The sequence below is a fragment of the Cronbergia sp. UHCC 0137 genome (genome assembly GCF_034932285.1).
Classification (GTDB): domain Bacteria; phylum Cyanobacteriota; class Cyanobacteriia; order Cyanobacteriales; family Nostocaceae; genus Cronbergia.
Map to the genome: position 1 here is coordinate 16230 of NZ_JAYGHC010000048.1, position 25289 is coordinate 41518.

General features: G+C 38.1%; 26 protein-coding genes. 11 read left to right on the top strand and 15 right to left on the bottom strand.

The features are described from left to right. Positions 1-101: 101 nt before the first annotated feature. Positions 102-1166 (top strand): potassium channel family protein, encoded by a 1065-nt coding sequence (locus tag VB711_RS20310; protein ID WP_323288115.1) that lies wholly within the window; start codon positions 102-104, stop codon positions 1164-1166. Here VB711_RS20310 and VB711_RS20315 read toward each other — a convergent pair. After that, positions 1163-2998 (bottom strand): glycosyltransferase family 39 protein, encoded by a 1836-nt coding sequence (locus VB711_RS20315; protein ID WP_323288088.1) that lies wholly within the window; start codon positions 2996-2998, stop codon positions 1163-1165. The genes VB711_RS20310 and VB711_RS20315 overlap by 4 nt on opposite strands. Positions 2999-3200: 202 nt before the next feature. Here VB711_RS20315 and VB711_RS20320 point away from each other — a divergent pair, with 202 nt between their 5' ends. The 3 genes from VB711_RS20320 to VB711_RS20330 all read left to right on the top strand — a co-directional run bounded on the left by VB711_RS20320 (position 3201) and on the right by VB711_RS20330 (position 5740). Next, on the top strand, positions 3201-4250 hold the full coding sequence (locus tag VB711_RS20320) for a site-specific DNA-methyltransferase (protein ID WP_323288089.1): 1050 nt from the start codon (positions 3201-3203) through the stop codon (positions 4248-4250). After that, positions 4247-5389, top strand: coding sequence for a DNA methyltransferase (locus tag VB711_RS20325; protein WP_323288090.1), 1143 nt, complete (start codon positions 4247-4249; stop codon positions 5387-5389). The genes VB711_RS20320 and VB711_RS20325 overlap by 4 nt, the downstream gene beginning before the upstream one ends. Before the next feature lie 189 nt (positions 5390-5578). Then, positions 5579-5740, top strand: a complete 162-nt coding sequence (locus tag VB711_RS20330) for a hypothetical protein (protein ID WP_323288091.1) — start codon at positions 5579-5581, stop codon at positions 5738-5740. A 144-nt stretch (positions 5741-5884) separates the two neighbouring features. On the opposite strand, the gene VB711_RS20335 is transcribed toward VB711_RS20330, so the two are convergent. After that, positions 5885-6448 carry a hypothetical protein gene (locus VB711_RS20335; protein WP_323288092.1) on the bottom strand — a complete coding sequence of 188 codons (564 nt, stop codon included), beginning with the start codon at positions 6446-6448 and terminating at the stop codon, positions 5885-5887. 361 nt (positions 6449-6809) lie between these two features. Here VB711_RS20335 and VB711_RS20340 point away from each other — a divergent pair, with 361 nt between their 5' ends. Together VB711_RS20340 and grpE are read left to right on the top strand one after the other, a co-directional pair. After that, entirely contained in the window at positions 6810-7301 is a 492-nt protein-coding gene (locus VB711_RS20340; protein ID WP_323288093.1) for a Dps family protein, read from the top strand. A gap of 46 nt (positions 7302-7347) precedes the next feature. Further along, entirely contained in the window at positions 7348-8013 is a 666-nt protein-coding gene (gene grpE, locus VB711_RS20345; RefSeq protein ID WP_323288096.1) for a nucleotide exchange factor GrpE, read from the top strand. A gap of 76 nt (positions 8014-8089) precedes the next feature. On the opposite strand, the gene VB711_RS20350 is transcribed toward grpE, so the two are convergent. The 6 genes from VB711_RS20350 to VB711_RS20375 form a co-directional block, all read right to left on the bottom strand. Then, positions 8090-8485: a hypothetical protein gene (locus tag VB711_RS20350; protein WP_323288097.1), complete on the bottom strand. Its 396-nt coding sequence runs from the start codon at positions 8483-8485 to the stop codon at positions 8090-8092. Next, positions 8478-8720 (bottom strand): hypothetical protein, encoded by a 243-nt coding sequence (locus VB711_RS20355; RefSeq protein WP_323288098.1) that lies wholly within the window; start codon positions 8718-8720, stop codon positions 8478-8480. Before VB711_RS20355 ends, VB711_RS20350 begins: the two co-directional genes overlap by 8 nt. Before the next feature lie 194 nt (positions 8721-8914). Further along, positions 8915-9067: a hypothetical protein gene (locus tag VB711_RS20360; RefSeq protein WP_323288100.1), complete on the bottom strand. Its 153-nt coding sequence runs from the start codon at positions 9065-9067 to the stop codon at positions 8915-8917. Positions 9068-9084: 17 nt separating this feature from the next. After that, positions 9085-9459, bottom strand: a complete 375-nt coding sequence (locus tag VB711_RS20365) for an HNH endonuclease (protein WP_323288101.1) — start codon at positions 9457-9459, stop codon at positions 9085-9087. A 191-nt stretch (positions 9460-9650) separates the two neighbouring features. Continuing rightward, positions 9651-10286 carry a DUF3318 domain-containing protein gene (locus VB711_RS20370; protein WP_323288102.1) on the bottom strand — a complete coding sequence of 212 codons (636 nt, stop codon included), beginning with the start codon at positions 10284-10286 and terminating at the stop codon, positions 9651-9653. A 128-nt stretch (positions 10287-10414) separates the two neighbouring features. Further along, the gene (locus VB711_RS20375) at positions 10415-10957 is read right to left on the bottom strand and encodes a phycobiliprotein lyase (protein ID WP_323288103.1); all 543 of its coding nucleotides are present in this window, start codon (positions 10955-10957) and stop codon (positions 10415-10417) included. A 570-nt stretch (positions 10958-11527) separates the two neighbouring features. On the opposite strand from VB711_RS20375, the gene VB711_RS20380 reads away from it, so the two are divergent. Both VB711_RS20380 and VB711_RS20385 read left to right on the top strand, forming a co-directional pair. Then, complete coding sequence (locus VB711_RS20380) at positions 11528-12838, top strand: efflux RND transporter periplasmic adaptor subunit (RefSeq protein ID WP_323288104.1); 1311 nt, start codon at positions 11528-11530, stop codon at positions 12836-12838. 229 nt (positions 12839-13067) lie between these two features. Further along, on the top strand, positions 13068-16277 hold the full coding sequence (locus VB711_RS20385; RefSeq protein WP_323288105.1) for an efflux RND transporter permease subunit: 3210 nt from the start codon (positions 13068-13070) through the stop codon (positions 16275-16277). Positions 16278-16615: 338 nt separating this feature from the next. Here VB711_RS20385 and VB711_RS20390 read toward each other — a convergent pair whose 3' ends face one another. Genes VB711_RS20390 through VB711_RS20400 form a run of 3 tightly spaced genes read right to left on the bottom strand, consistent with a single transcriptional unit; the run spans position 16616 to position 20321 of the window. Then, positions 16616-17899, bottom strand: coding sequence for an O-antigen ligase domain-containing protein (locus VB711_RS20390; protein ID WP_323288106.1), 1284 nt, complete (start codon positions 17897-17899; stop codon positions 16616-16618). Further along, complete coding sequence (locus tag VB711_RS20395) at positions 17899-19296, bottom strand: GumC family protein (RefSeq protein WP_323288107.1); 1398 nt, start codon at positions 19294-19296, stop codon at positions 17899-17901. Before VB711_RS20395 ends, VB711_RS20390 begins: the two co-directional genes overlap by 1 nt. After that, positions 19293-20321, bottom strand: coding sequence for a polysaccharide biosynthesis/export family protein (locus VB711_RS20400; protein WP_323288108.1), 1029 nt, complete (start codon positions 20319-20321; stop codon positions 19293-19295). Before VB711_RS20400 ends, VB711_RS20395 begins: the two co-directional genes overlap by 4 nt. A gap of 532 nt (positions 20322-20853) precedes the next feature. On the opposite strand from VB711_RS20400, the gene VB711_RS20405 reads away from it, so the two are divergent. Continuing rightward, on the top strand, positions 20854-22689 hold the full coding sequence (locus tag VB711_RS20405; protein WP_323288109.1) for an ATP-binding protein: 1836 nt from the start codon (positions 20854-20856) through the stop codon (positions 22687-22689). 93 nt (positions 22690-22782) lie between these two features. On the opposite strand, the gene VB711_RS20410 is transcribed toward VB711_RS20405, so the two are convergent. The 3 genes from VB711_RS20410 to VB711_RS20420 all read right to left on the bottom strand — a co-directional run bounded on the left by VB711_RS20410 (position 22783) and on the right by VB711_RS20420 (position 23853). Beyond that, entirely contained in the window at positions 22783-23043 is a 261-nt protein-coding gene (locus VB711_RS20410; RefSeq protein ID WP_323288110.1) for a hypothetical protein, read from the bottom strand. A gap of 124 nt (positions 23044-23167) precedes the next feature. Beyond that, a complete protein-coding gene (locus tag VB711_RS20415) occupies positions 23168-23614 on the bottom strand; it encodes a type II toxin-antitoxin system VapC family toxin (protein ID WP_323288111.1) in 447 nt (148 codons plus the stop codon). Continuing rightward, positions 23611-23853, bottom strand: a complete 243-nt coding sequence (locus tag VB711_RS20420; RefSeq protein ID WP_323288112.1) for a hypothetical protein — start codon at positions 23851-23853, stop codon at positions 23611-23613. The genes VB711_RS20415 and VB711_RS20420 overlap by 4 nt, the downstream gene beginning before the upstream one ends. A gap of 395 nt (positions 23854-24248) precedes the next feature. Between VB711_RS20420 and VB711_RS20425 the strand changes: the two genes are divergently transcribed. After that, complete coding sequence (locus VB711_RS20425; RefSeq protein WP_323288113.1) at positions 24249-24605, top strand: type II toxin-antitoxin system RelE/ParE family toxin; 357 nt, start codon at positions 24249-24251, stop codon at positions 24603-24605. After that, a complete protein-coding gene (locus VB711_RS20430; RefSeq protein WP_323288114.1) occupies positions 24602-24931 on the top strand; it encodes a helix-turn-helix domain-containing protein in 330 nt (109 codons plus the stop codon). The genes VB711_RS20425 and VB711_RS20430 overlap by 4 nt, the downstream gene beginning before the upstream one ends. A 180-nt stretch (positions 24932-25111) precedes the next feature. Here the strand turns inward: VB711_RS20430 and VB711_RS26520 are convergent, their stop codons facing one another. Beyond that, on the bottom strand, positions 25112-25258 hold the full coding sequence (locus VB711_RS26520; protein WP_416233599.1) for a DUF3368 domain-containing protein: 147 nt from the start codon (positions 25256-25258) through the stop codon (positions 25112-25114). Positions 25259-25289 lie beyond the last annotated feature (31 nt).

A 25289-nucleotide genomic window follows, 5' to 3' on the forward strand; every position in this document is an offset into this window, starting at 1 on the left:
ACCAATTACCAATCACCAATTACCAATCACCAATCACCAATTACCAATCACCAATCACCAATTACCAATCACCAATTACCAATTACCAAATATCCATTTTTGTGTACTCTACCTTTGAACAGAAATATCAACGGATTCAAAAAGAATTAATGGTTGGCGCGATCGCTCTCGGTTGCGTTTTTTTAATTGGTACTTTATGGTACTCTATCATTGAGGGCTGGTCATTGGAAGATGCGGCTTACATGACCGTGATCACCTTAGCCACAGTGGGCTATGGAGAAACAAATCCACTGGGTAGCCGGGGAAGATTATTTACAATTGCCTTGATTTTAATGGGTGTAATCAATATTGGTTACATCGTCAATAGGTTTACAGCCGCAGTAATTGAAGGTTATTTTCAAGAAGGACTGCGACTAAGACAGCAAAAACGATTAATGGAATCCCTATCAAGACACTATATTATCTGTGGTTTCAGCCGGACAGGAAGACAAATTGCTAAGGAATTTCGGGCAGAAGATGTGCCTTTTGTGGTCATTGATGCAGATAATGAATCTATCCAAAGGGCGCAAAATGAGGGTTATCTGGCATATTTGGGTGATGCCACTTTAGATGATAGTTTACTCAAGGTTGGTATACAAAAAGCAACCTGTATTGTGGCAGCTTTGCCTTCTGATGCAGAAAATTTATATACTGTTTTATCAGCAAAAACACTGAATCCACAAATTAGAGCGATCGCTCGCGCCAGTACGGAAGAAGCCGTGAAAAAATTACAACGTGGTGGGGCAGATGCCGTAATTTCACCATATATCACCGGTGGGAAGCGAATGGCGGCCGCAGCACTCAGACCGCAGGTTTTAGATTTTGTGGATGGGATTCTTTCCGGTACAGACGGGGAATTATATATGGAAGAATTTTTACTAGATCCAGCCTTTTGTCCCGTTGTTGGTCAAAATCTACAGCAAGCAAAATTGCGATCGCAATCTGGGGCTTTAGTTTTAGCCATTCGTCGCAGTGACAGAACTTTAATCGGTGGTCCCACTGGTGATACTCCTTTAATGCCCCAAGATACCCTAATTTGCATGGGTACAGCCGAACAGTTGCGGAGTTTAAACCAAATTTTGGGACCGATTAATCCTCGACCACTGCGACGACCCAAGAAAATCTAATTATACATCTGCGGCACAGAACTTACATCTAGTTTTTGAGGTTTGATTTTTTTCGTAGGAAGACGAATGAGGTGATAAGCTCCTTTGGTGGCTATATTCTTATAATCATCTGGTGGTAAATCCATTTCTACAAATTTTCTATGTTCTGTTATAATCAATACCGATGCAGGTTTATTTTCTCCTTCTGACTGCTTTTGAATATACTCTATAGCCTGTTGGGAAAACTTCATGTAATTAACAGTGCTTTGGGTGTAGAACGTCACGCTAGGCTTTTTAAAACCCACCATAACTAATTCTTCACGGGGTTGTCTGGTTTCCCGTGCGATCGCTGATAATTGTCTTAAAGGTAATTGACGCTCTTGATCCATCAAAAATAAAGCAGGTATCAACACAATAGCTAAAAACGCCACAAACCCGACAATATTAACAGCGATAATTGGACTCCAAAGGCGATTTAAGATTAAACTAGCAATAGCGATCGCCCCAATTAACCAAATTATCCCTCCCAATCTCGGTAAACCGGCATTTTCGATTAATTGATATAATTCAGGTGCAGCCGGATCAAAGCCAACTATTTTGGTCAGATTGAATAGTCCCACAGAAAGCAGCGATAAAAACCCGATATTTAACCAAGTGGTGATCCAGAATGGTTTGAGTGAGATATTCTTGGGACTGGAGAAAAGATCACTCCAAAATAAGGCTACCAGAATAGCTGCTGCTGGCATTAAAGGTAAAACGTAACTGGGGAGTTTGGTGACAGCGACGGTAAAAAAGCCAAAAACGCCCAAAAACCAAAAACCAACAAATAAACCCAACTGTTGAGAACGATCTTGAATTAGCCAGTGCGATCGCTGCAAAAAATTTAATCGAGTTATCGCCACGGGTATGTATACTGAATATGGTGCAAACCCCAGCAACACCACCACAAAGTAAAAATACCAAGGGGCTGAATGACCATTTACAACCTCCGTAAACCGTTCCAGGTTGTGATAGCCAAAAAAGGCATTAATAAAATTCCAGCCATTATACCAAGTTACCAAAGCATACCAAGGAACAGATAAAGCTAAAATTATCCCTAGCCCCAAGATTAGGCGCATTTCCCGCCAAATTTGCCAAAACTTGCCCAAATACACCGCAAAAGCGATCATAACCAGCCCTGGTAAGACAATTCCCACCGGACCCTTAGTTAAAATTGCCCCAGCAATGAGGACATAACAAGCTAAATACCATTTATTCGGGAATTTGGGATTTTCACCCGACAATTGGGGATTATTGGCGTATCCTAAAAAGAAGCATAACAAAGCCGAAGCGATGCAACCAGTCAGCAACATATCGGAAACACCGATTCTTCCCCAGACAATCATCTCAGGGTTGAGTGCGATTAAAGCCGAAGCAATAGCCGCAGTTAGATAACGTCTAGTGGGATTTTTTGTCTGTTCTAATTCATCTTTTTTAACAAAGTACCATTGAACGACATAAAAGGCTAAAGCCGTCACAGCCACAGCCGACAAAGCCGAGGGGATACGTGCCGCCCACTCATTTACACCCATGATAGAGTAAGCGATCGCTTGACACCAATAAATTAAAATAGGTTTATCAAACCGAGTTTCCGCATTAAAAAATGGGGTAATCCAATCACCTGTAACCAAAATTTGCCGAGAAGCTTCCGCAAACAGAGGTTCAGTTTCATCAATCAAACTAATACTGCCCAAATGCCAGCCAAAGGCTATCCAGCCAATTAGCAGTAACCACAGACTCGATACAGTCACAGCAAGGGCTGGACGTTGTTCTACATTGTTGAACCATCGTTCAACACCAGGGATAACACTCAAATTCGGCCTCTTTAATAAATACTTGTAGATACTTAAAATCCTGTCTTGTCAATAGACATTAGTTAATAGTCGTTACAAAGAGTGATTTTGTTCTCTGATTGATAAAATATTTGACAAATACAGATTTATGTTATTATACACAAATTACCAAAAATCGTATTTTATTTGAGATTATTTTGCTCAATTACCAATATTAAAAAAAATGACCCCAGAATATATGAGATCAGAAAAAAAATTAGATTATAAAAATAAAATTATTTTAAGCGATAATTTATCTATTCTAACACAAATAGACAATGAAATATTTGATTTAATTATTACTTCACCACCATATTTTCAGCAACGTGATTATGGAAACGGTGATTTAGGCATAGGTAATGAAACTACTGAAACAGAATATTTAGAAAATCTTTTAAAAATATTCGCCGAATGTGTGCGTGTCTTGAAGAAAACAGGAACAATTGTTTTTAATTTAGGCGATAAATATATTAACGGTAATTTATCTCTTATTCCCTATAAATTTGCAATTCAAGCTACCCAAAATCAAAATATTTTTCTGATCAACCAAATTATATGGTCAAAACTCAATCCTACACCACGTCAAGATAAACGGAAATTAATTCAAGCTACAGAACCATTTTTTATATTTGCCAAATCGAAAGATTATTATTTTAATTTAGATAACTATTTACAACATCTAGACATTTTTAATAAAAGTATAAAAAGTAAGCCATCTGAGAAATTAGGAGGGAAATATTTAGAATTAATTAAAAATTCTGATTTAACTGAAGAACAAAAAAGAAATGCAATTAAAGCATTAAATGAAGCTATATTAGCCGTACACAATGGAGAAATTGAAGGATTTAGAATGAAAATCCATGGTGTACATAAATTAGCTTATGGTGGACAAGATGGAGGAAGGAATAACCAAATTAAGAATAATGGTTTTACTATTATCAAAATTTTAGGAAACAGAATGAAAAAAGATATTATAGAAAGTCCAGTAGAAATCACTAAAAATAATCATCATCCAGCAGTGTATCCCATTTATATTATTCAGGAACTTATTAAATTGTTAACTCAAGAAGGTGATTTTGTCCTTGATCCTTTTTGTGGAAGTGGTACAACTTGTATAGCAGCTAGAAATTTAAATCGAAATTATTTAGGAATTGAAATTAATTCTGATTATGTAAATCTAGCTAATAATCGTATGCAAGAACCAGAGTTTAAACAACAAGAGTTATTTATATGAAATATGATTACAATCAAGAAATAGAAATATTAGAAATATCTTATCAGCAAGCAATTGAATTAATAAAAAATAAAAAATTATCAAAAATCAATGAAGAGATAAAAGCAAGTGTAGATATTTTTATTCAGAAAATAGAAACTGACAAATCTTTAATTCAGCTAATTATTACCACCCTACTAAAAAAAATAATAAAACCTGATCAAGATATCAGATTACACATGGCTAAATTTCCCAATGGATATTCTGCTAGAGTGCTTGACACCAAAGTAACTACACCATTTTTTAAAATAAATTTTCCACGATATGCGAATAAGGAAACTGCATTTTTAACAAAAGCAACACGCGCAGAAATTATCTGGAATTTTCAGGAAGGGATAAAATTACCATTGAGAAGTAAAAGTTTAGTTGAACCTTTCTTAAAATTAATTGATAAAATTGAAAATCAAGTGATTGATATTGAAGAATGTTTAATTTATATTCTTGCACAATTATATCTTCTTTCCCAATCTCATGAAGTAGTTTTTTCTGAAACTTTAAAAATTGCTAATTATGCGAATACAATCAATATCAATACAGTCATAAAAATGGTAAAAAGACATTTTGAACAACCTTTAAGTTCTAGGCTTCCAGTGATTGTAATGTTTGCTGTTTATAAACAATTATTTCCAACAATGAAAAGATTTAAAAATAAAATTTTACTACCTTTAAATGTTCATACTTCTGCCGATAAACATGGATATGGTGATATAGAAATATCCAATCAAAATAATACACCATTTGAAGTATTAGAAATTAAACATAATATCCCTATTGATAAAAATATGATATTAGATATAGTTAAAAAATCGGCTAATACAACAATAGAAAGGTATTATATTCTGACAACCTACAAAGAGTGTTTTTTAAATGAAGAGGAAGAAGAATACATCAATAATTTAATTTTGAATATAAAAAAAGATACGGGTTTAGAAATTATTGCTAATGGCATTCTTCATACTTTGAAATATTATTTACGTTTTGTGGAAGATTATCATGAGTTTATTAACACATATACAGAGGAATTAATAATAGATGCTAAAAATTCAACAGAGGTTAAAGATTCTCATATTAAAGCTTGGCAAATGATTTTACAAGAATAGTTATTAATTTTGCGGATATTTTGTAGTGTGTAGGGTGCGTCAGACAGAATAATTTAGGCTAAAATCACTAATTTTAAGTTTCTGACGCACCTTATTTGATCTAACTAGCAACTTACGTAATATATATACCCATAATTAAGCACATTGGGGCTATCTGGTATTTCATACATCATTATAATTCTTCTTGTAGTGCTTAATTTTATTATCACTACATATTTACCACCACCCTTAGTTGGTAATAACTTTAATGCTAGAATTGATTGGAGTATTCCCTTAGTTGAAGTCAACAAAACTGGCAATACATTACAAGAAAATGGTATTTATTTCACAGTTGAATACAAACCCCCTTAACAAACATAAGTTGCAGATTGTGGCTGTTTCCCACGTCTATAACAGCCACAAAATACCAATTATACTAAAAACGATTGGGATATAGATATGTCGAGGTTAAGCCCTGTTTAGTATAACATATTTTAAATTTTCGGGATTAACTAATCAGTCATACAACCAAGTATTATCCGCAAAATTTTCATTGCTTTGGGTTGGTCTTTCTTGCAATCTTTCAGGTGATCTATGGGATTTTTTTGGGTTAATTGATTTAGTAATTGCCCTGACAGGTTGTGCTTCTGGTTCTTTAACTCGCCTTAAATCATTAATTTCTGCTATTAACTTAGAATTAGCCTCTACTAATTGCAATATTGTTTGTTTAGCTTCTTCAAGCTCCTTTGTCAACCTTTCAGCCAAAGGTTTTTGTTCAAATAAAGCTGTTTGTAAATTAATAACTTGCTGTTGAAGAACAATTTCCTGTTTCTGTGATTTATCAAAAGCTGTTTTTAAATCACTAACTTGCTGTTGAAGGTCAAGTTCTTGTTTTTGTGATTTATCAATCATTTGCTGTAACTCTTTCACAGTTAATTCTAAATTAATCTGAGTAGATGTTTCGGGAGCATCTTCTTCCGTAATAGCCTCAGCATTAATATCAATTGTAGATTCACCTTCTATAGAGGTAAATTTCTGTGATTCTTCTTGCAACAAATCAGTGAGACGTTTTTCAACCATTTTTTTATTATTTTTTCCAATCACTTTGTAACTTTTCAGATAGATGACCCTAGTTTTAATCTGCTGTTAGCTGACTCGAACCTGATCAACACCCTTTTAGATTTTACCTGAGTTTGTTATAAAATAGGACTTACCCAAAATTAACGTATTTTTGTCATTGGCAGACTTCCGTACCAATCTCAAACTCCGACTTCTTATCTTCCATCCGTAAAGGCTGTAAAATATCAGCCAAGTGGTTGAACGGTAAAACCATGATCACAAAAGTCCGATAGCTAACTCACAGGTATCGCGTAAGCTCTCACAATTGGTAGTAAATACCCTGTATGATGGTTAGAGAAATAAGAAACTTGACCAGAAAATTATGGAATCTCAAAGGAAATTTATGGCTGTGAATATTGGTATTGACGACACCAGCAGAGCTAAAATTGCTGAAGGCTTGTCTCACTTGTTAGCAGACACCTACACTTTGTATTTGAAAACCCATTGTTTTCATTGGAATGTCACAGGACCTATGTTTCAAACACTGCACTTGATGTTTGAAACTCAGTATACAGAACTGGCTTTAGCAGTAGATTTAATAGCTGAAAGAATTAGGGCTTTGGGTTATCCTGCACCAGGAACTTATAGTGAATATGCCAAACTCAGTTCAATTCCAGAAACAGATGGAATACCTAAAGCTAAGGAAATGATTCGTTTATTAGTGGAAGGACAAGAAGCGGTAGTCAGAACTGCCAGGTCTATTTTTCCTCTGATTGAAGAAGTAAATGATGAACCAACTGCGGATTTATTAACCCAAAGAATGCAAGTACATGAAAAAACAGCTTGGATGTTAAGGAGTTTGTTGGAAGAGTAACATGGTGATAGAGCTAAAAATATCTGTTTAATTTTCAATTTTATTTATGTCGGATATTGATTTCACCCACAAGTTGCAAGAACTAATGCAACGAGTGGGTATTTCTAGTTTTAAAGCCCTTGGTCGTGGTGCGGGAATCTCAGAATGGCAAATTTTGCAGCTACGACGGGGAAATATTGAGCAAATGCGGGTGGAGGTGTTGCTGAAACTAGCACGAAGTTTGCAAATATCTTTAAGTGAATTAGTAACAACTTTTTCCCAAGGAACTGATGAGTACCAAGTGCCAATTGTCAAAACTACAGATTCAGAATTATTACAGCAAATTACAGAGTTAAGAACAGAGTACCAGCGAATTTTGCAGACATTGGAACAACAACGAGAGGTATTACAACAAGAGTTTCAGCAGTCTAGTTTGCACATATTGGAATCTTTGTTGTTATTTTGGCCAACAATAGCGCAAAAATCCCGTGATAATAACCATCTAGAGGTGGTAAAAATAATTCCCTTGGTACAAAAAACCCTGGATAAATTATTGCATAGTTGGGGTGTGGAAGCGATCGCTGTTGTGGGTGCAGAATTACCATACAACCCCCAACTACACACCTTAATAGATGGAACTGCCCAACCAGGGGAAATTATCAAGGTACGTTATGTTGGTTATCGTCAAGGGGATAAACTGCTTTATCGAGCTAAAGTTAGTCCGTTAAAATAAAGGAAGAATAATTTAGTTAGCTGGCTTCAGCCTTGTTGGAGATAGTAGCTTAAAGCTTATCTGTAGGACATTAATTCTACTTATTCGCAACGAGCTTCCTAGCTTGAGCTATAAGGAGAGAAGTTTCCTCATTCAGCGTTTGTTCCTTAGCTTCTAATTCCTTTACACGGGCGCGAAGTAACTCAATTCTTCTCTCAGGAGGTAAGCCTTTTAGAAAATCAACCGGGATAACGTTGGACTCCCCATTGAGCCAAGTTAATACCCTTTGAAGTTTTGCCCGATTTTCATCCTGAATTTTTGGGTTTCGTAACCGTGTCTCAACAGAAGCTATTACATCAGAAGCAGGATACTCTCGTAGACCATTAGGCGTTGCCACAGATCCCACCCCTTTCAGAAGCTGTTTGATCGTGTAATCGGAAAGATCGAAGGCTTTGAGATGAAGTTTTGTTAATTTTTCTGAATTGCTACCCATTCTTACCTCCTTGATTTCTTCCCGATACTTGCTTCAAGAGATCCGATATATATGCGGCTTGTTCATTAATTGTAGCTCTCATTGTAGGAATGAGTTGAGCAGCATAAAATTCTTGAGTATCTGTGAGTTGCTTGATCAAGCCGTTGATAACGTTTTTCTGTCGAGTGTTAACCCTTTTTTGTGCAGCCCGCTCATCATTACGTTTCTCCAGTTCAGGACCTGAAAATCGAAGCATACATAGGGTTTGCGGAAAAAGTCCTTTCGTTAGGGCTAGGAGTCAGGAGTCAGGAGTCAGGAGTCAGGAGTCAGGAGGATAGTTAAAAACATTTTTTCATCCCTGGCTATCAACAAAAGTGCAAGGTTTTTCAGACACAAGACGCTATAACCTTGCACCTACCGTCTTTTTTTTAGCTTCAAGCCTTTGATTTATCAGGCTTTTAGCTTTATTAAGCAACCCCTACATAAAATAATTTCCTCTCTGGTTGTAACGTCGCTCTGAGAAGCTTCAATAGCCCTCTGAATATTAATTTGCTCCCACTGAAATTCAGCAGCAATCTGTTTGATTAATTCCTTGCTAGCCATTCCTCACTATCCTTTTTCTAACTGGAGAAATCAACAATTCTTGTTCCGATTTCCAAATTACATCCTGGATGCAACAGCTTAAAATTTTCAGGTTTATTTGCAGCAGATCCAAACTCTTTTATTGATAAAACATGATGTACAACAGCATCTGCAAAACGTAAGGAAGTATGACAAGCAGCACACTTACTATTTTGATACTCAAACTGCTTCAATTTCCAAGCCTGACCAGCATTGGTTTTTAGCCATCGGTTAAATTCTTGTCGAGGATCAACAATCATCCGAGCCTCTTCTAGTTTTTTCTCCGTCTCTCTACGAAGTTCTTCCTCTTGCTGAAGCAGCACAAAAAGTTCGCTGTACAGCATATTTAGCCGATCTGCTGAATTGATGCCCATATCGCTTTATGGAAATAAATACCGAGTTAGTAATTTAGTCTCCAAACTATATTACCCTAATTTATGTTCGATCTACCACTAAACTACACTTAAACAGCCAGCTAACACTGCGTTGGTGCGGACGGTACAGAGGTTATTGGCGGGTATTCGGTGTTATCTGCCGCCGCACAACTTCACCGTTACCCATTCCCTTAGTCTTCTGTACCCTTCGATTTAGCTTTTACCTTGTTGGCACTGCGTTTGAGGGCAGAAAGTCTGGCTTCATATCGAGAACGCTGACGCTTGCCAGGAGTGTTGTCTATGAGGGTTTTTAAGGCACTACCTAAACTTTTGTAGGCATTGGGGAGACTATAACCGAAACGGGTTGCTAGAGCGATCGCTTTTTCGTCAGCGTCTAATAACTCCTTGAGTTGTTTCCCCCCATTATTTTTTTGATATAATCGCCAACTAGAAACGCCACACAGGGTCAAAGCTAACACCAACAACAAGGCATCTTGTACCCACAATTCACCAACCGCACCACCCAAACCAATAGCCAATGCTGCCATTTCCCAACCATCTTTGGGAATTGTGTCATTTTGAACGCGGGCTACTTCATGCCAAAATAGCAAATTACGCTGATCCATTGCCAGGGCATCCCATTTTACCAAGTCAATTTGGATTTCTACTTGGTCTTTGCCAATTTCTTCGCAACGAATCAACGGGGGACTAACATCAGTTGTTCCTTCAACTGTTACCCAACTTTGCAATTCTGGTGGTAGTAAGCTTTTTAGCCGCCGCAGTTCACTCATTTCTGCTTTAGCTGAGGAGGTGGCATAAGATGTCATAAAAATCAATTCCTAAAAATCTTACTATTCTAAAACCTTATCTATTTTATAGCTATTTATAGTCAGGTATGCTATCCGATAGCAGACAAAGAAGGGGAATTTCATTTAACCCCCATCTTATCTAAATTTTAACCGATCAAGCGTTTTTCTAAATATTGTCCAATCATCAACTGTTCACCAGCGCGGGAAATAATGGTTTGTCTGGTGCGGTATTTGCTACCAATTAACTTGATTTCTTCTTCAAAAACTGAGCCATTGTACTCAGTTCGTAAACAGAGAGTTTCAGGATTGGAACAGTAGTATTGGGCTGTGACTGGTTTAGGTGTGGCAAAACCGCGATCGCGATACAAAATATTTCCTAAAGCCCCAAATAACGTCAAACCTTGGGATTCTTGGCTAGATTTGAGGATATCGGTACTATTCCAAGCAACTTCAGCACCACAGGTCAAACTCCGCAAGTCTGTTAAATTGTGCATTTGCGCTAGTTGCTGCAATTCATCACACCCCGGTTCTAAAAAGCGGATAGTGATCATGCTCTCTACTTCTTTGGTTGTTCCTTGGGGTAGGGTGTAATAGCGTCGTTCCGATCGCCACTCACCTACTGATGCTTGAAAAAATAACGCAATCTGTTGTTCGTTAGTAGCTTCAACAATATTCAACGGTGATCTCACTCGTTACCTTCCTCACCTAACGTAAATAGTTGCTTGATTCATTAGCTCACATTCAGTGCATTGGTAAAAAAAGCAAGTAATGTTTAATATTCTTAATATATATCTAAAATTCTTAAAAAAGGTAGTGCCGTAAGTAACCAACTTGGTATTTGTCATTAGTTACCAGATCAAGACTTATGCAAAAAACCGCTCAAACTCTTATTTCTCTGTGAACTCTGTGCCTCTGTGGTTAGTTTCTTCCGTAACTTGTGCGTAAACAGATACCAGAGATCATTTACCGAACAAAAATCGTACTTAATTTTACCTTTAAAAAAATTACACGCCAACCCTGATGAATCATGACTATTTTCCTATTACTAAATGTCAGCAAAATACTTATAATAACTTTATAATTGGATTGAATGTTAAAAATTGTATACATTTCAACCAACAAAATATAAGTAAGAATTTTGTCAGCTTTAATTTAGCAAAGTTGATATCTGTTCAAAATTACTGACTAATCAAGGGCTGTTTGAACGCAAATAATCCCAAAATTGGAGAAAAAATAATGATTTTGGACGGAAATAAACCATGAAAATACAAACTAATACAGTTACAAGGCAATTATTAATACCCTGTGTATTTGGACTAGGACTATTAACGGTAAGTTGTGGGTCATTACCAAAAGAGTCAGCAGAAGCGCAATCTAGGAGGCCTGGAGGTAGAGGAGGTGATCAGAAGACTTCTGTAGATGTAGCGATCGCTCGGACAAACTTATTACGTCCCCAACCAGATTATATTGGCAACACCACACCATTTCGGACAGTATCAGTGCGATCGCAAGTTGAAGGACGACTAATAGCATTAGACCTAGACGTTGGTGATACAGTGAACCGGGGAAAAATCATCAGTCAGCTAGATGATTCCCTCCTGCTGGCAGCATTACAAGAAGCCGAAGCCGAATTAGCAGCCGACCAGTCGGAAGTTGCTAGGGCAATGAATCAGGTAAGTAATGCCCGTGCCGAAGTAGAAAGAGCAAGATTAGAAGTAGTACAAGCCCGTGCAGATGCCCAAAGACAGCGACAATTATTTAAAGAAGGGGCGATCGCTGAACAGACCAGCCAACAAGCCCAAACCAAAGCCCAAACAGCCCAACAAGTCCTCCAAGCTGCCATTGAAAACGTCCGTACTCAGAAACAAGCTGTAGCCGCCGCCCAAGGTAGAGTATTCGCCCAGCAAGCAGCAGTTAGCGCCGCCAAAGAACGCCGTTCCTACTCCCGATTAATCTCCCCGATCACTGGTGTAGTTATAGAAAAAACCACAGAACCAGGTAATTTACTACAACCAGGTAACGAAGTCTTAAAAATTGCCGATTTTAGCCGAATTAAAGTCGTAGTCCAAGTTTCTGAATTAGAACTGGCAAAAATTCAACTAGAACAAGCTGTACAAGTTCGATTAGATGCCTTTCCTCAAAAAACCTTAATCGGTAGAGTTACCCGCATTTCTCCCGTTGCCAATGCCACGGCTCGTTTAATACCAATAGAAATACTTATCCCCAACAGCGATCGCATGATAGGCAGTGGATTACTAGCGCGAGTTAATTTTGCCACCGAAAAAATACAGCGAGTTGTCATCCCACAAACAGCCATTAACGGCGAAAACGAGCAACAAAAAAACTCCCAAAAAACTAACGACACAATATTTATTGTTCAGCAAACAGAAGATAAAACCAAAGTTAAAGAACGGGCAGTAACTTTAGGGGAAAGGGCTGACGGCAAAGTAGAAATTTTATCTGGTTTACAACCAGGTGAAAGTTATGTTGTTCGCAGTACCAAACCATTAAAAGAAGGTGACGCAATCAATTTATCAATATTATCAGAAAAAGAACCCCAAGGAAAATGAAGAACCTAATTTTTTTGTAAGTATTTAGCACTTTACAAAATTAGGACTTACGCAAAAAACCTTTCAAACTCTTATTTCTCTGTGTCCTCTGCGTCCTCTGCGGTTCGAGTAACTAGATTTTTCATTAGTCCACGCAGGTGGACTTTGATTGTGTAGCCGCGATTTCTAATCGCCAGGGCTTATTTTTCTTCATCTTGAAAATTAACTAATTTGGAAAAATTAAGTAAAAATGCAAGAAATAAATAGAAGTAACGGATTCAGCATTAGTACCACCTCAATCCGTCAACATATCGGTACACTCATGCTTACCTTAGCCGTGATTGTACTAGGAGTATTTTTCATTATTAGGTTGCCCGTTGATTTGTTACCATCCATTACCTATCCCCGAATTGGTGTGCGGATAGAAGCACCAGGAGTATCCCCAGAAGTAGCTGTGGATGAAATCACCAAACGTCTAGAAGCAGCCTTTAGCGCGACCGAAGGTGTAGTTCAGATTTTTTCTCAAACCCGTGAAGGACAAGTAAGTTTAGACTTATATTTTGAGCCGGGGGGTAATATTGACCAAGCCCTCAATGATGCCACAGCTTCCTTTAATCGGGCAAGAAATAGATTACCAGACACCATAGAAGAACCGCGTTTATTCAAATTCGATCCTTCCCAATTACCTGTTTATGAATTTGCCCTCACTTCACCCACCTTACAAGGTATAGATTTACGGGTGTTTGCAGAAGAAGAATTAGCTCGTGAATTGGGGGTAGTACCGGGAGTAGCCGGGGTAAATGTATCGGGAGGAGTGAAAGAAGAAATTAGGGTAAATATTGATTTAGAACGATTACAAGCCCTTGGTATTGGTTTAACAGATGTACTAAATGAACTGCAAGACCGCAATCAAGATATTTCTGGTGGTCGAATTTTAGGACAAAACTCCGAAGCCTTAACCAGGACAATGGGGCGTTTTCAAAATGCCGATGAAATTAGTAATTTAACATTAGAAACATCTGCCCCCAACAGTGATATCAAAAACCGGGTTTATTTGCGCGACTTTGCCGAAGTGATTGACGGTTCAGAAAAGAAGCGGGTGTATGTGTTACTTAACGGTGCAGAAGCAGTAAAAGTCAGTATTCAAAAACAGCCTGATGCTAATACCATCAATGTTGTAGATGCGGTTAAAAAACGCATTGAAGAACTGAAAAAAGCGGGTGTTCTTCCCCAGGAAGCAATTCTCACCCCTACTTTAGATGAATCAAAATTTATCCGCAATTCTATTGCTAATGTTACCACTTCTGGATTAATTGGGTCAGCATTAGCAGCGATCGCTGTCCTCCTATTCTTGGGTTCTCTCAGACAAACATTCATTATTGTTGTCTCTATTCCTCTAGCCACCTTAGCTGCTATCATCCTCATGGGGATGTTTGGCTTATCCATCAATATCTTCAGTTTAGGTGGTTTAGCCCTGGGTGTGGGAATTGTCGTCGATAATTCCATCGTCATGTTAGAAAATATTACCCAAGGCGTAAATAGATCAAAACTCAAAAATCGCCAATCAAAAATATCAAGATCAGCCGTAATTCAGCAAGCCGAAATTAGCAGTCGGGAAGTAGAATCAGCCTTAATTGCTTCCACCAGTACAAACCTAGTTGCAGTATTACCATTTTTACTGATTGGTGGATTTATATCTTTACTCTTCAACGAATTAATTCTGACAATTAGCTTTTCCGTAGCAGCCTCAATTTTAATTGCTGTCACAGTTGTTCCTATGTTGACATCGAGGTTATTGGGTTTACCAATTTCCAGTTCCCTGGATAAATTTTGGCCATTAAAGCAATTTAATCAGCGATTTTTAGCCGCAACAAACGGGTATAGCAGTTTTTTAGCAGGGATATTGCATTGGCGGTTGTTAACAATAGCGATCGCTATTATCCTATTAGGTGGTGGTAGTTGGTGGATGACACCCCAAATCCCCCAAGAAATTCTCCCCCGCATCAGCACCGGACAAGTCAGTTTCTTTGCCCAGTTCCCCCCCGGAACACCCCTAGAAACCAACCAAAAAGTTATGGGTGTCGTCGATAAAATTATCCGTCAGCAACCAGAAACAGAATATGTCTTCTCCTCCATTGGTGGATTTCTCTTTGGTAGCAACACCACCTCTAACCCCCTCCGCAGTTCCAGTACAATCACCCTCAAGCCAAATTCTAAGTTAGACCAATATATAGAACGTGTCACCAAAGAATTTGGCAAACTTAACCTAGTAGATATTCGTCTCCGTCTCGCCCCTGGTCAAGTACGCGGTTTATTTCTCAACAACTCACCCCTGCGTAATGCTGACGTTGACCTAATTATGCAAGGAAACGACCCCGACACCTTAGAAAAAACCGGTCGTCAAGTATTAGCCGCCTTAGAAGAAAAAGCCAAGCTAGTGCGATTTCGTCCTGATGCCGATAGCCGTCAACCAGAAATCCAAATTATACCAGATTGGGAAAGAGTCGCAAAAGTTGGTTTAAATACCAGAGAAATTGGGCAAACCATACAAACAGCAATTGAAGGAAGCATACCCACCCAACTCCAACGAGGCAACCGTTTAATAGATGTCAGAGTCCAGTTAAATGAAGCAACTATCCAAACAATTTCCCAATTAGAAAGATTACCTTTATTTGTCGATAACAACTATCAAATTCGTTTGAGTGACATAGCCACCATTAAAGAAGGCCAAGCCCCCGGAGAAATTCAACGCATTAACCAACGTCAAGTCTTCTTAGCTGCCGGTAACTTAGTTGAAGGGGCTAGTCTGAGTGAGGCATTAGCACAGGTAAACGAAGTCCTAGACAGCATCGAATTACCCCAGGGTATAAGTATATTACCCAGTGCGATCGCTGAATCTAATCAAAAACTACAAAACTCCCTCCAACTCTTAGGAGGATTAGCCATCTTCCTCGTTTTCGTAGTCATGGCCGTCCAGTACAACTCCCTGGTTGACCCCTTGGTAATTTTATTTACAATTCCTTTAGCATTAGCCGGCGGCATTTTTGGGCTTTACATCACCCAAACTCCCATCGGTGCAACAGTAATTGTCGGTGCAGTATTACTGGTAGGTATTGTAGTTAACAATGCCATTATCATGGTTGAACTAGCCAATCAAATTCGTGAACAAGAACATATTGACCGCCGCACCGCCATTTTAAAAGCCGCACCCCAACGTCTACGCCCCATATTAATGACCACCATTACCACAGTCTTAGGTATGCTACCCCTAGCATTAGGCATTGGCGAAGGCTCAGAATTACTTCAACCATTAGGCATCGTCGTATTTTCTGGTTTATCCTTAGCCACCCTGCTCACACTTTTTATCATACCTTGTTTTTATACCCTACTCCACGACCTATTCGGTGGAACTTGGGTATCTAAGCAATTAAAAATCAAAAAAAGCGTAGATATAAACTGATAACAACCTATTGACATCTCGTGAAAAAGAATGTAGAGAAGTTCCATGGAAATTCTCTACAAAGGACATAAATTGAGCTTCTGTTTAAAAAGGATATTTGGATTAGAGAAGTCCACAAAAAAGATGATCCAATCTTGTGGGATGGGCATACTATGGCTAACGCCACGCTACGCTATCGACAAGCTCAGTACAAGTCCTGCCCGTCCTTGTATTATTAGCAGGCAAGATGCCTGCACCACAAGAAATTTTGGGATATTTTTTTATTTGGAGGTCTCTTAGGACTTACGCAAAAAACGTCACTTCGACCCTTCGACAAGCTCAGGGCATCGCAAGCAACCCTACTTAAATATTGGCTTTTCCTGAAAACCAATACCCATAACTAATAACCCTTGCCAATATAAATAAACTAATATTTCTAAATTTTCACCAAAGGTATAAAGAAAAAGAATCATCACAATACTCAAGCCAACTTTGGCGGTTTCTCGTCTACTGTCCATTGACTTAATTAATAAATCCACAAAACTGAAAGCCAAGGGAATAGCTAAAGCCATAAACCCAACAATGCCTTTAACAAATAATAAACCCGCCCAGCTATGATGTGAACCAATGGGCATATACTCAACAATGTGGGGACCTTCTTCCACCACACCATGCCCCCACATTGGTGCTTCAGTTTTCCAGCGATATACAGCAATCTCTTTTAAAGCCATGCGTACCCTTGTAGATCCTGCTCTTGCACCCTTGAAACCTTCCCAAAAATTTTCAAAAGCCACAATGATTGATGGGGATAAAATGCCGGCGAGGTAACTAGCAAACCCCAGTCCAATGAGGATTTTTGGCCGAGATAAACTAGACAAGGCTTTTGTTAATAAGGGAATGATAATAATACAAACCTGAGCGAGACGGGATTTACAAACAAGACACATGACTACTGAGCCTACCAATCCTAACCAGCGCCATTTTTTATTTTTTTCTTGCAAAGCCAACATAAAGTTAACATTGCCCACAAAACCCAAGGCTGGGCCCCAAGGGGTAAATAGCCGCCAGCGTAAGTCACCGGTACTGCCATCAACTTCATAGAGAGGCACATCGAAAAATTCGTTACCAGGCCCACCTACGGCTTTTAGTGGTGAAACGTAAAGGACTTGGGGTAGGTGTAATAAGGGAGTTAACAATAAAAAAGGGATAATTAATAGGGTATGAAGACCCACGATACAAACGGCTCGATAAATTATCTGGGGACGGATGTTTAAGCATCCTGCTAAGGGATACAGGGCTAGTGCAGCCCAACCTTTAGCCCAGCCAATGGAGGATTTAATGATTAAACCTGTTGGTAAATTGTAGTCCAGATGTCCGGCTATTAATGCCACTTCCATCACCAGCATTCCAGCGACCCAAATCCACAAAGACCACGAGATGGTAATTTTTTCCTCCTCTGGGGTGTCTTGAGTTTGAGCTAGGATTTTAATCAGTAAAAATAGTAGCAGTACCCAACCCAGGAGAGCGCCCACAATGTATAGTCCGCCGACCACCCAGATATAATAGGTGTTAACGATCGCCCACCAGACAATTTTTTCTGGCACATTCACTGGGATTAGATCATCTTTTTTGGTTTTCAACATCAGGAAATTAACTTGGATAACTTTTTCAACCAAGGTTTACGAATCCACAATAAACTAAGACCCAAGGTGGAAAAAATAGAACCGACTGCTGCTCCAACGAGGATAAAATTCTTTTTAGGTGCGGTGGGTTCATCGGGTAAACTAGGCTCCATGGCGAATTGAATTAAAGGATAGGTGGAAAATACATCTCCTTGACCTAGATCTAATTTGGTGAGGGTAGAAGCAAACACCGCTTCAGCGATCTGTTGATCTCGCTTCAAGTTTTCTAAGATTGATTGCTTTTGAGAGAGATTATCTAGACGTTCTTCCAATTGAGCGATCGCTAAATCCAACCCTTTTACCTGTGCCTGGAGTCCCTGTTGATCTGATTGGTAAGACACCAAACTTTGGAACAATGTATCCCTCCCCGAACCATTCACAGCCAAGGCTAAACGATTGATTGTGGCGGGAGTTAGTGGCGTTCCTGAGATGTATGTACTGCGTTGGAGTAAGGCTACCCAAGCGGCATCCTGGCGATTTTTTTCCTTAATTACCTGGGGATGATTGACTCCAAATTTAGTCATTAACACTTCCAAGGTAGTCTTAGCTTCACTATAATCTTTGAGGTTTTGTTGAAAGATTTGGTCTGCATGGAGGAGAAAAGCTGTTGCTGCTTCTGCGGGTGAAAGTCCTAAATCTTTGGACAACTGCTGCATTCGTTTGTTATTTAGCTGTTCTTGGGCATTTGTTTCTGCCCGTAACCGTCGCAACTGTTCAATATTGGTAGATAAATTACCCACTTGATCAGGAAAACTCAGACCAGAACGGATTTTGTATTCCGAGAGTCGTTTTTGCGCGTCCTCTAGTTTACGTTGGGCTGAAAGTAGAATTTGCTGGGAAGGTTTGCCACGCTGACTAATTTCTCCAGTTCGTAAAACATTGATGTGATTAACTATTGCTTGATAGAGAGCCAAAGATTTATCCCGTGCTTCTTCTGGACTTTTGCCCGTCACCTCAAACTGCATGATTGTGGTGTTATTTAAGAGTTTGATCCGGGGTTTGTTGAATTTGTCCTCTGGAATTTTAGCGATCGCTGCTGCGGCTTTTAAAACCCGTTTACTTGTAAAAATATACTGAAGATTTGCCCTTGGATCATAGGTGGAACTCCCTAAAGCAGAACCACTAGAAGAAGACGCTTGACCAATACCCGGTAAGTTGACGCTTACCCCTAAACTACCACTACTGAGGATTAATCCCCATTCACTGGTGTAGATAGGTTTGGTAACTTTCAAATAATAAAGTGATGAACCCCAAATAAAGGCATTACCTAATATACAGAGGATAATATAGCGTAGCCAGCGGCCATTCACCACTTTTTTTACCTGTATTACCTGATCAACTGAACGTCTTTGGATCATTTGAACAAATCTCGTAAAATGGGGATAGGGGATAAAATGGTTTGGATCACATCCCGAAATTCCACAACTTTTGAGTCGTAGCAGACAACAATATCATTGGCTTGTAGGAAAGGGTTGTTAACATCGTTGGTGGAATTTGTCAGGACATCGTTAACTTGACGTTTTAAGTAAGTAGTTTTTCCGTTCAACTGTTCAGTTGTAACTAATAGAGCTTGTCGTTCTGCATTTGTTCCCCTTGTTCCCCCGGCACAGTTGGCAGCTACGACTGCATGAGAAAAGCGAGAACCATAGGGAAAGGAAGTGGCATCACGGCCAATGCCAGAGACGGCGTTACCTGTAGCTGGTACTGTTAGATTAGAAAGGAATACTTTCACCCCAGTGGGGGTAATTTGGGAAGGACGCACAAGTTCATTGTCCATTTTTCCTGAATCTGGAACAATGATGCGATCGCCAGCAATCAATGGCACATCTACAAAGGGTTCTCCTGTAAATATACCGGATAAATCAAAAATTCGGGTTTCTCCATTACGGATCAATTGAATATTTTTAATATCCGCAGTGGGTTTAACGCCACCTGCATCACGGATAGCTGTTCCCAAGTAACGGTTAGGGGGATATTGTCCGGCTATGGGTACTGGTGTCTGGGTTTTTTCGGCTGGGGAAGGTTCATTGATGAATACTCTCCCTGGTAAAAAGGTTGCTCCACTAACAAACACCTCTACTGGAGCCCACTGTACTACTTTCACACTCACTTGGAGGAAGGAGCGTTGGAAAAATGCCCCATCAATCAAAGCTGTGGTCAAATTTTCTTCAATTTGCTCTGGTTCTAAACCGACAACAGGCACAGGGGTGAGATAGGGAATCTCTAAATTACCTTCTAAGTTGACTTCAAAAATCCCACTAAACTCTGTTCCTTCGGGGATACTTACCTTAACGCGATCGCCCGGTGATAGGGGCAATGCTAAACTAGGTGTAGTCAAAGTTAAGGTGAAAATTATAGTATTAAAAATTAACCGTTTCAGCATTGCACAGATAAAATCCCCAACTAAATATTTTGGAAATTTGTCATCATTTATATATTAAATTTATACCTTATTTATTTTGAAAGCTGAAGTTATTTTAATGCCACCATTCAGGAATATAACCAAAGAGAAGTTTGTCCTGGCGATCGTTGGTTGACAAACTAAAAGTAGCATTTTAGACTAAATTTCTGAGACGTATTTCTATATGTTAGCGATTAACCAGCGTAACTCAACAAAAACCTAAGAATTTTGGGTTTCCTTCCTTCTGTAGTCTTGTAGGGTGCGTCAGACAGAATAATTTAGTTTCAGATTCAGTAATTTTCAGGTTATGACGCAGATCACTTAACCAAAAAAGCAACTTGAGTTACTATAATATTTCAACTTTTGCGTAAATCTTGTGTCGTACTTAAGTATGATATGTTTTTTAAATTCCTGAATTTAGTTAGATACAACCAAAAGAAAGTCTGGAGTTGATAGACAGAGAAATCTCCGTCTAAATTACTACTTAGACAAACGGCTGCTCCAGAGAAAAGAGATGATAAAATTTAAAATCAGGCATTGGTTAAACCATTTGCGGGTGCAACAGAAAATTGCTTGGGGTTATGGACTATCGCTGGGAATTGCGATCGCTGGTACAGGTCTAGGAATTGTCTTGGCCGACCAGCAGCAACGACAAGCGGAGGTGTTGATCGAAGATGCCCTAGAAGAAATAGAAATCATCACTCGCTTGCAAATTGATGGGCTACAAACATTTGCCCATCAGCATCGGAGTAGTGACTTACTTTCTAATACTGTGTATTTACAAGAAGAATATACAGAATGGCAGGAATATTACAATCAATTTCGCCAGAGTTGGCAAGAGTTTAAACAGTCTGAGGGTGGCACAAAAGGGCAAGAAGATATTGAATTACCGGGTGAAGCCGAAGCTATAGATGCTTTTTTAGAAAAGTATGAGGGTGTTCCAGAAGCATACATCCAAGAACTTGATCGACTACTGGCCAACTTCGATGCAAATACCTTAACCCCTGAAAAGATTGTCCGCTTGAGAGTCGGGTTAGCGAAACTAGAGCAAAGCATATTAACTGACCAGATTCATGATTTTATTCAAGATTTGAAGCTCATCGGGATCATGAGTCAGAAGGAATATGCGGCGGCACAGGTCGCAATGAGCAGTAGTAGTGTTCTGCGTTTATGGGTAATTAGTGTGAGTATAGTGGCTTCGGTAGCGATCGCTATTCTCCTCTCTATTCTTACCAGTCATGCCATTGCCCGTCCCATTCAATCTCTCACCCAAGTAACTCACCAAGCACTCAGGGAATCAAATTTTACGCTTCAAGTTCCTGTGACAACTCAAGATGAAGTGGGAGTCTTAGCAACATCTTTCAATGAACTGATTGCTTCAGTCAAAATTCTGTTAGATCAGCAACAGGAATATAACCAGACTTTAGAACTCAAGGTAGATGAGCGCACCCAACAACTGAACCAAAGAAATATTGAGCTTAAAGAACTCTTAGACAAACTCCGCAACACTCAAACTCAAATGTTGCAAAATGAAAAAATGTCTGCCTTGGGATTACTCGTAGCAGGTGTAGCCCATGAGATTAATAATCCAATTAATTTCATTCATGGCAACCTGACCCATCTAGACGAATATGCCCACAACTTGCTAAATTTTGTCAAACTTTACCAAAAATATTACCCAAATCCGGTGACGGAAATTGAGAAAGAAGCAGAAGAAATAGATTTGCCTTTTTTGCAAGAAGACCTACCCCAAATTCTCCGCTCAATGCAAATAGGTACTAATCGCATCCGCGAAATTGTTAATTCTCTTCGCAACTTCTCGCGCTTAGATGAAGCCGAATTTAAAACCGTCAATATTCACGAAGGCATAGATAGTACACTGCTGATTTTACAACACCGTCTCAAAGCTACTCCAAAAAGTCCAGCAATTAAAGTGATTCGTGAATATGGTGATTTGCCATTGGTGCAATGTTGTCCTGGTCCACTCAATCAGGTGTTCATGAATATCCTAGTAAATGCGATCGATGCCCTAGAAGAATTGAATACCAACCGAACCTATCAAGAAATCAACGATGATCCCAATCAAATTGTAATTCGCACTGCGATGATTGATCCACAATGGGTAAAAATTGCGATCGCTGATAACGGTTCTGGCATACCCGAAGCTATTCGAGAGCAGATTTTTAACCCTTTTTTCACAACTAAGCCCATTGGTAAGGGAACTGGTATGGGCATGGCTATCAGCTACCAAATCATCATGGAAAAACACGGTGGTACCTTAGAATGTATTTCCACTGTTGGAGAAAAAACCGAGTTTATCATTCAAATTCCTGTTCAGCAACTTGTCTAACAGATTATCCAATTTCATCTACACAAGCATTAAAATTAATTCGTTATTCACTACAACACAAAAAATCATCGAAAAACATCCTATAAATACATATTATTCTGGAATTCCAAACTCATTATAACCAATAATTTCATCAGGAGTTCTGCTATCAAGAACTGGTAAATTTCTAATCTGATGACAAATACTACGAACAAGATTAATATCAATTTCATTCTTTTTGCGATTTGGTAAGGAAACAGGATGAGCTTGATATAAAACTTTTCCTGTTATTTCCATCCCGGCAAAATTTGGGGGAAGTTTCAGATATAAACAACCATTTTCATCTACACGAGCATCAAAATTAATTTGTTGCATTATCTTTTCTGATCAATTTAATTACGGAATTTTTAATTTTACCTCTATTTTGATTGTAACATATTGTCAGAATCAGGATACCCATGATTAAAGAATTAATAGGATAATCACATTGACAATATTCTTAGCTATTAATACTTTGAGGATGAATAATTGTAATTTCAGGAACAGCTATAAAATCTTTGGGATTTAAAGTTAAAATATGGCTGATATTATGAGCAAGCATCACTGCTAATATGTGTATATCGTGAGTGCGTTTACCAGAAATATTATATGTTGTTACTAAGTTCAACCAAATAGAAAATACATCTGGTGTTTCTTCTAGTAAATCAAATTGATTTATTAGCATTTGTACCGCTTGAGTTGTCTGTTCTATATTCCATCCTAATCCATTAACATTGACAGGACGAGTAGCAACAACCCAAAATTCGATAATTACTTGAGAGGTAATAAAACATTGATGATTATTATATATTAAATATCTAATTGTTTTATCAACTAAATGAAAATCAGGAGATGTGATATCTCTTGAACGTAACAGAATATTGGTATCTAATAAGTAATTACTCATCTTCCTCGATCATCATAAATGTTTTCTCGACGTAGTGCTTCATCAGGAAGATTAACAGAACTTTTAGGAGCTTTTTCTATCCACTCTTGCCAAAGTTTTAATCTTTCTTTAGGTGTTAAGGGCTTTTTAGTTTGTCCGTTGAAATCCTGATAACTCAGCCTTTCTTGGAAAAGTTTTTTTTCTTCAGGAGTTAATTTTAAAACAATTTCTACAAGGGAGTCAACAAGTTGTACATTCATAATTGTTTATGTCATTTACTAGGTTATAGGCAATATTGTACTGTATTTTAATTATAATCTGTCAACTGTCAGAATCAGGATAACCAGGATTAGAGGATTTACAGGATAATTATTTGATGGTTAATGGCTGTTATTTATGTATTTATTCTTACATCTCACTTCATAAATGTTCACTTTTATCCATACTAATCATCAACACCTAACCAATAATTAAACAATCATATCCTGTACATCCTCAAATCCTGGACATCCTGATTCTGACAATATTAAATTTATCTAAAAACCTAGCAAAATTACTCAAATATGGTATATTTAATAGATGATATATTAAACAAAAATTGATTCAGAACAATCTACTACTGATTGAGATAAAATAAAATAAGTTAAATGAATTTATGGAATGGAATATAATATTTGATCCAGATTTTAGAATTTGGTTTTATCAACAAGAACAGGGATTTCAAAATGAAGCATTTGCTGTATTAGGTATTTTAGCAGAATTTGGACCCAGTTTAGCAAGACCAAGAGTTGATACTTTAGAAGGTTCTGGTTTCAGCAATATGAAAGAACTGCGTATTCAACATCAAGGAGAACCTTGGCGGATTTTATTTGCATTTGATCCTAAAAGACAAGCGATTTTATTAGTTGGAGGTAACAAAGCTGGTAATAAAAAATGGTATAAAGAAAATATTCCCATAGCAGATAAACGGTATACAGAATATTTGGAGACACTCAAGGAAGAAAAATTATGAAAAAATATACAACTTTATCTGAAGAATTAAATCAACTTTCTCAAGAAAGAAAAGAAATTATTGCTGTAAGAAATTCTGAAATAAGGTTAGAAGAAATTACGCTTCAACATTTGGGAAAAAAACTGGGTTTATCACAATCAGAATTAGCTGCTAGTTTAGAATTATCCCAAAGAGAAACATCTGATTTAGAAAGTGGACAAAGTTTAGAATTAAATACACTGCGTAATGTCGTTAATGCTTTAGGAGGAACTATGGAAATTATTATCAAACTTCCTAACAAAGAACCTATTATGATGAATTTGTCAGAATCAGGATATCCAGGATGAAAGGATTTACAGGATGATGACATTCATTTCATAAGAATTAGTCTTTTGTCAGAATCAGGATAACCAGGATTATAGGATTTACAGGATGATTATTTGATGTTTAATGGCTGTTGTTTATGTATTTATTCTTACATATCAATTCATAATCTTGTCAGAATCAGGATAACCAGGCTAAATAAGCTAATCTAATTTAGATTCTCGAGCTAATTTAAGGACATCATTAATAATGCTATCTGTCAACCACATTCCTTGTTGTCGTAGTATGGTAATTACAGAAGCAACAGAAGACAAATAACCCAGTTTTTTCGCCTTAATTAAAACACCCAATGTTCCTGTATATTTTAATTGATATATATTA

Bases quoted from the DNA above. Each gene is read 5' to 3' on its own strand.
- VB711_RS20320 (WP_323288089.1), top strand. From the start codon at position 3,201: ATGACCCCAGAATATATGAGATCAGAAAAAAAATTAGATTATAAAAAT.
- VB711_RS20325 (WP_323288090.1), top strand. From the start codon at position 4,247: ATGAAATATGATTACAATCAAGAAATAGAAATATTAGAAATATCTTAT.
- VB711_RS20335 (WP_323288092.1), bottom strand. From the start codon at position 6,448: ATGGTTGAAAAACGTCTCACTGATTTGTTGCAAGAAGAATCACAGAAA.
- VB711_RS20340 (WP_323288093.1), top strand. From the start codon at position 6,810: ATGGAATCTCAAAGGAAATTTATGGCTGTGAATATTGGTATTGACGAC.
- grpE (WP_323288096.1), top strand. From the start codon at position 7,348: ATGTCGGATATTGATTTCACCCACAAGTTGCAAGAACTAATGCAACGA.
- VB711_RS20350 (WP_323288097.1), bottom strand. From the start codon at position 8,485: ATGGGTAGCAATTCAGAAAAATTAACAAAACTTCATCTCAAAGCCTTC.
- VB711_RS20355 (WP_323288098.1), bottom strand. From the start codon at position 8,720: ATGCTTCGATTTTCAGGTCCTGAACTGGAGAAACGTAATGATGAGCGG.
- VB711_RS20360 (WP_323288100.1), bottom strand. From the start codon at position 9,067: ATGGCTAGCAAGGAATTAATCAAACAGATTGCTGCTGAATTTCAGTGG.
- VB711_RS20365 (WP_323288101.1), bottom strand. From the start codon at position 9,459: ATGGGCATCAATTCAGCAGATCGGCTAAATATGCTGTACAGCGAACTT.
- VB711_RS20370 (WP_323288102.1), bottom strand. From the start codon at position 10,286: ATGACATCTTATGCCACCTCCTCAGCTAAAGCAGAAATGAGTGAACTG.
- VB711_RS20380 (WP_323288104.1), top strand. From the start codon at position 11,528: ATGAAAATACAAACTAATACAGTTACAAGGCAATTATTAATACCCTGT.
- VB711_RS20385 (WP_323288105.1), top strand. From the start codon at position 13,068: ATGCAAGAAATAAATAGAAGTAACGGATTCAGCATTAGTACCACCTCA.
- VB711_RS20390 (WP_323288106.1), bottom strand. From the start codon at position 17,899: ATGTTGAAAACCAAAAAAGATGATCTAATCCCAGTGAATGTGCCAGAA.
- VB711_RS20395 (WP_323288107.1), bottom strand. From the start codon at position 19,296: ATGATCCAAAGACGTTCAGTTGATCAGGTAATACAGGTAAAAAAAGTG.
- VB711_RS20400 (WP_323288108.1), bottom strand. From the start codon at position 20,321: ATGCTGAAACGGTTAATTTTTAATACTATAATTTTCACCTTAACTTTG.
- VB711_RS20405 (WP_323288109.1), top strand. From the start codon at position 20,854: ATGATAAAATTTAAAATCAGGCATTGGTTAAACCATTTGCGGGTGCAA.
- VB711_RS20410 (WP_323288110.1), bottom strand. From the start codon at position 23,043: ATGCAACAAATTAATTTTGATGCTCGTGTAGATGAAAATGGTTGTTTA.
- VB711_RS20415 (WP_323288111.1), bottom strand. From the start codon at position 23,614: ATGAGTAATTACTTATTAGATACCAATATTCTGTTACGTTCAAGAGAT.
- VB711_RS20420 (WP_323288112.1), bottom strand. From the start codon at position 23,853: ATGAATGTACAACTTGTTGACTCCCTTGTAGAAATTGTTTTAAAATTA.
- VB711_RS20425 (WP_323288113.1), top strand. From the start codon at position 24,249: ATGGAATGGAATATAATATTTGATCCAGATTTTAGAATTTGGTTTTAT.
- VB711_RS20430 (WP_323288114.1), top strand. From the start codon at position 24,602: ATGAAAAAATATACAACTTTATCTGAAGAATTAAATCAACTTTCTCAA.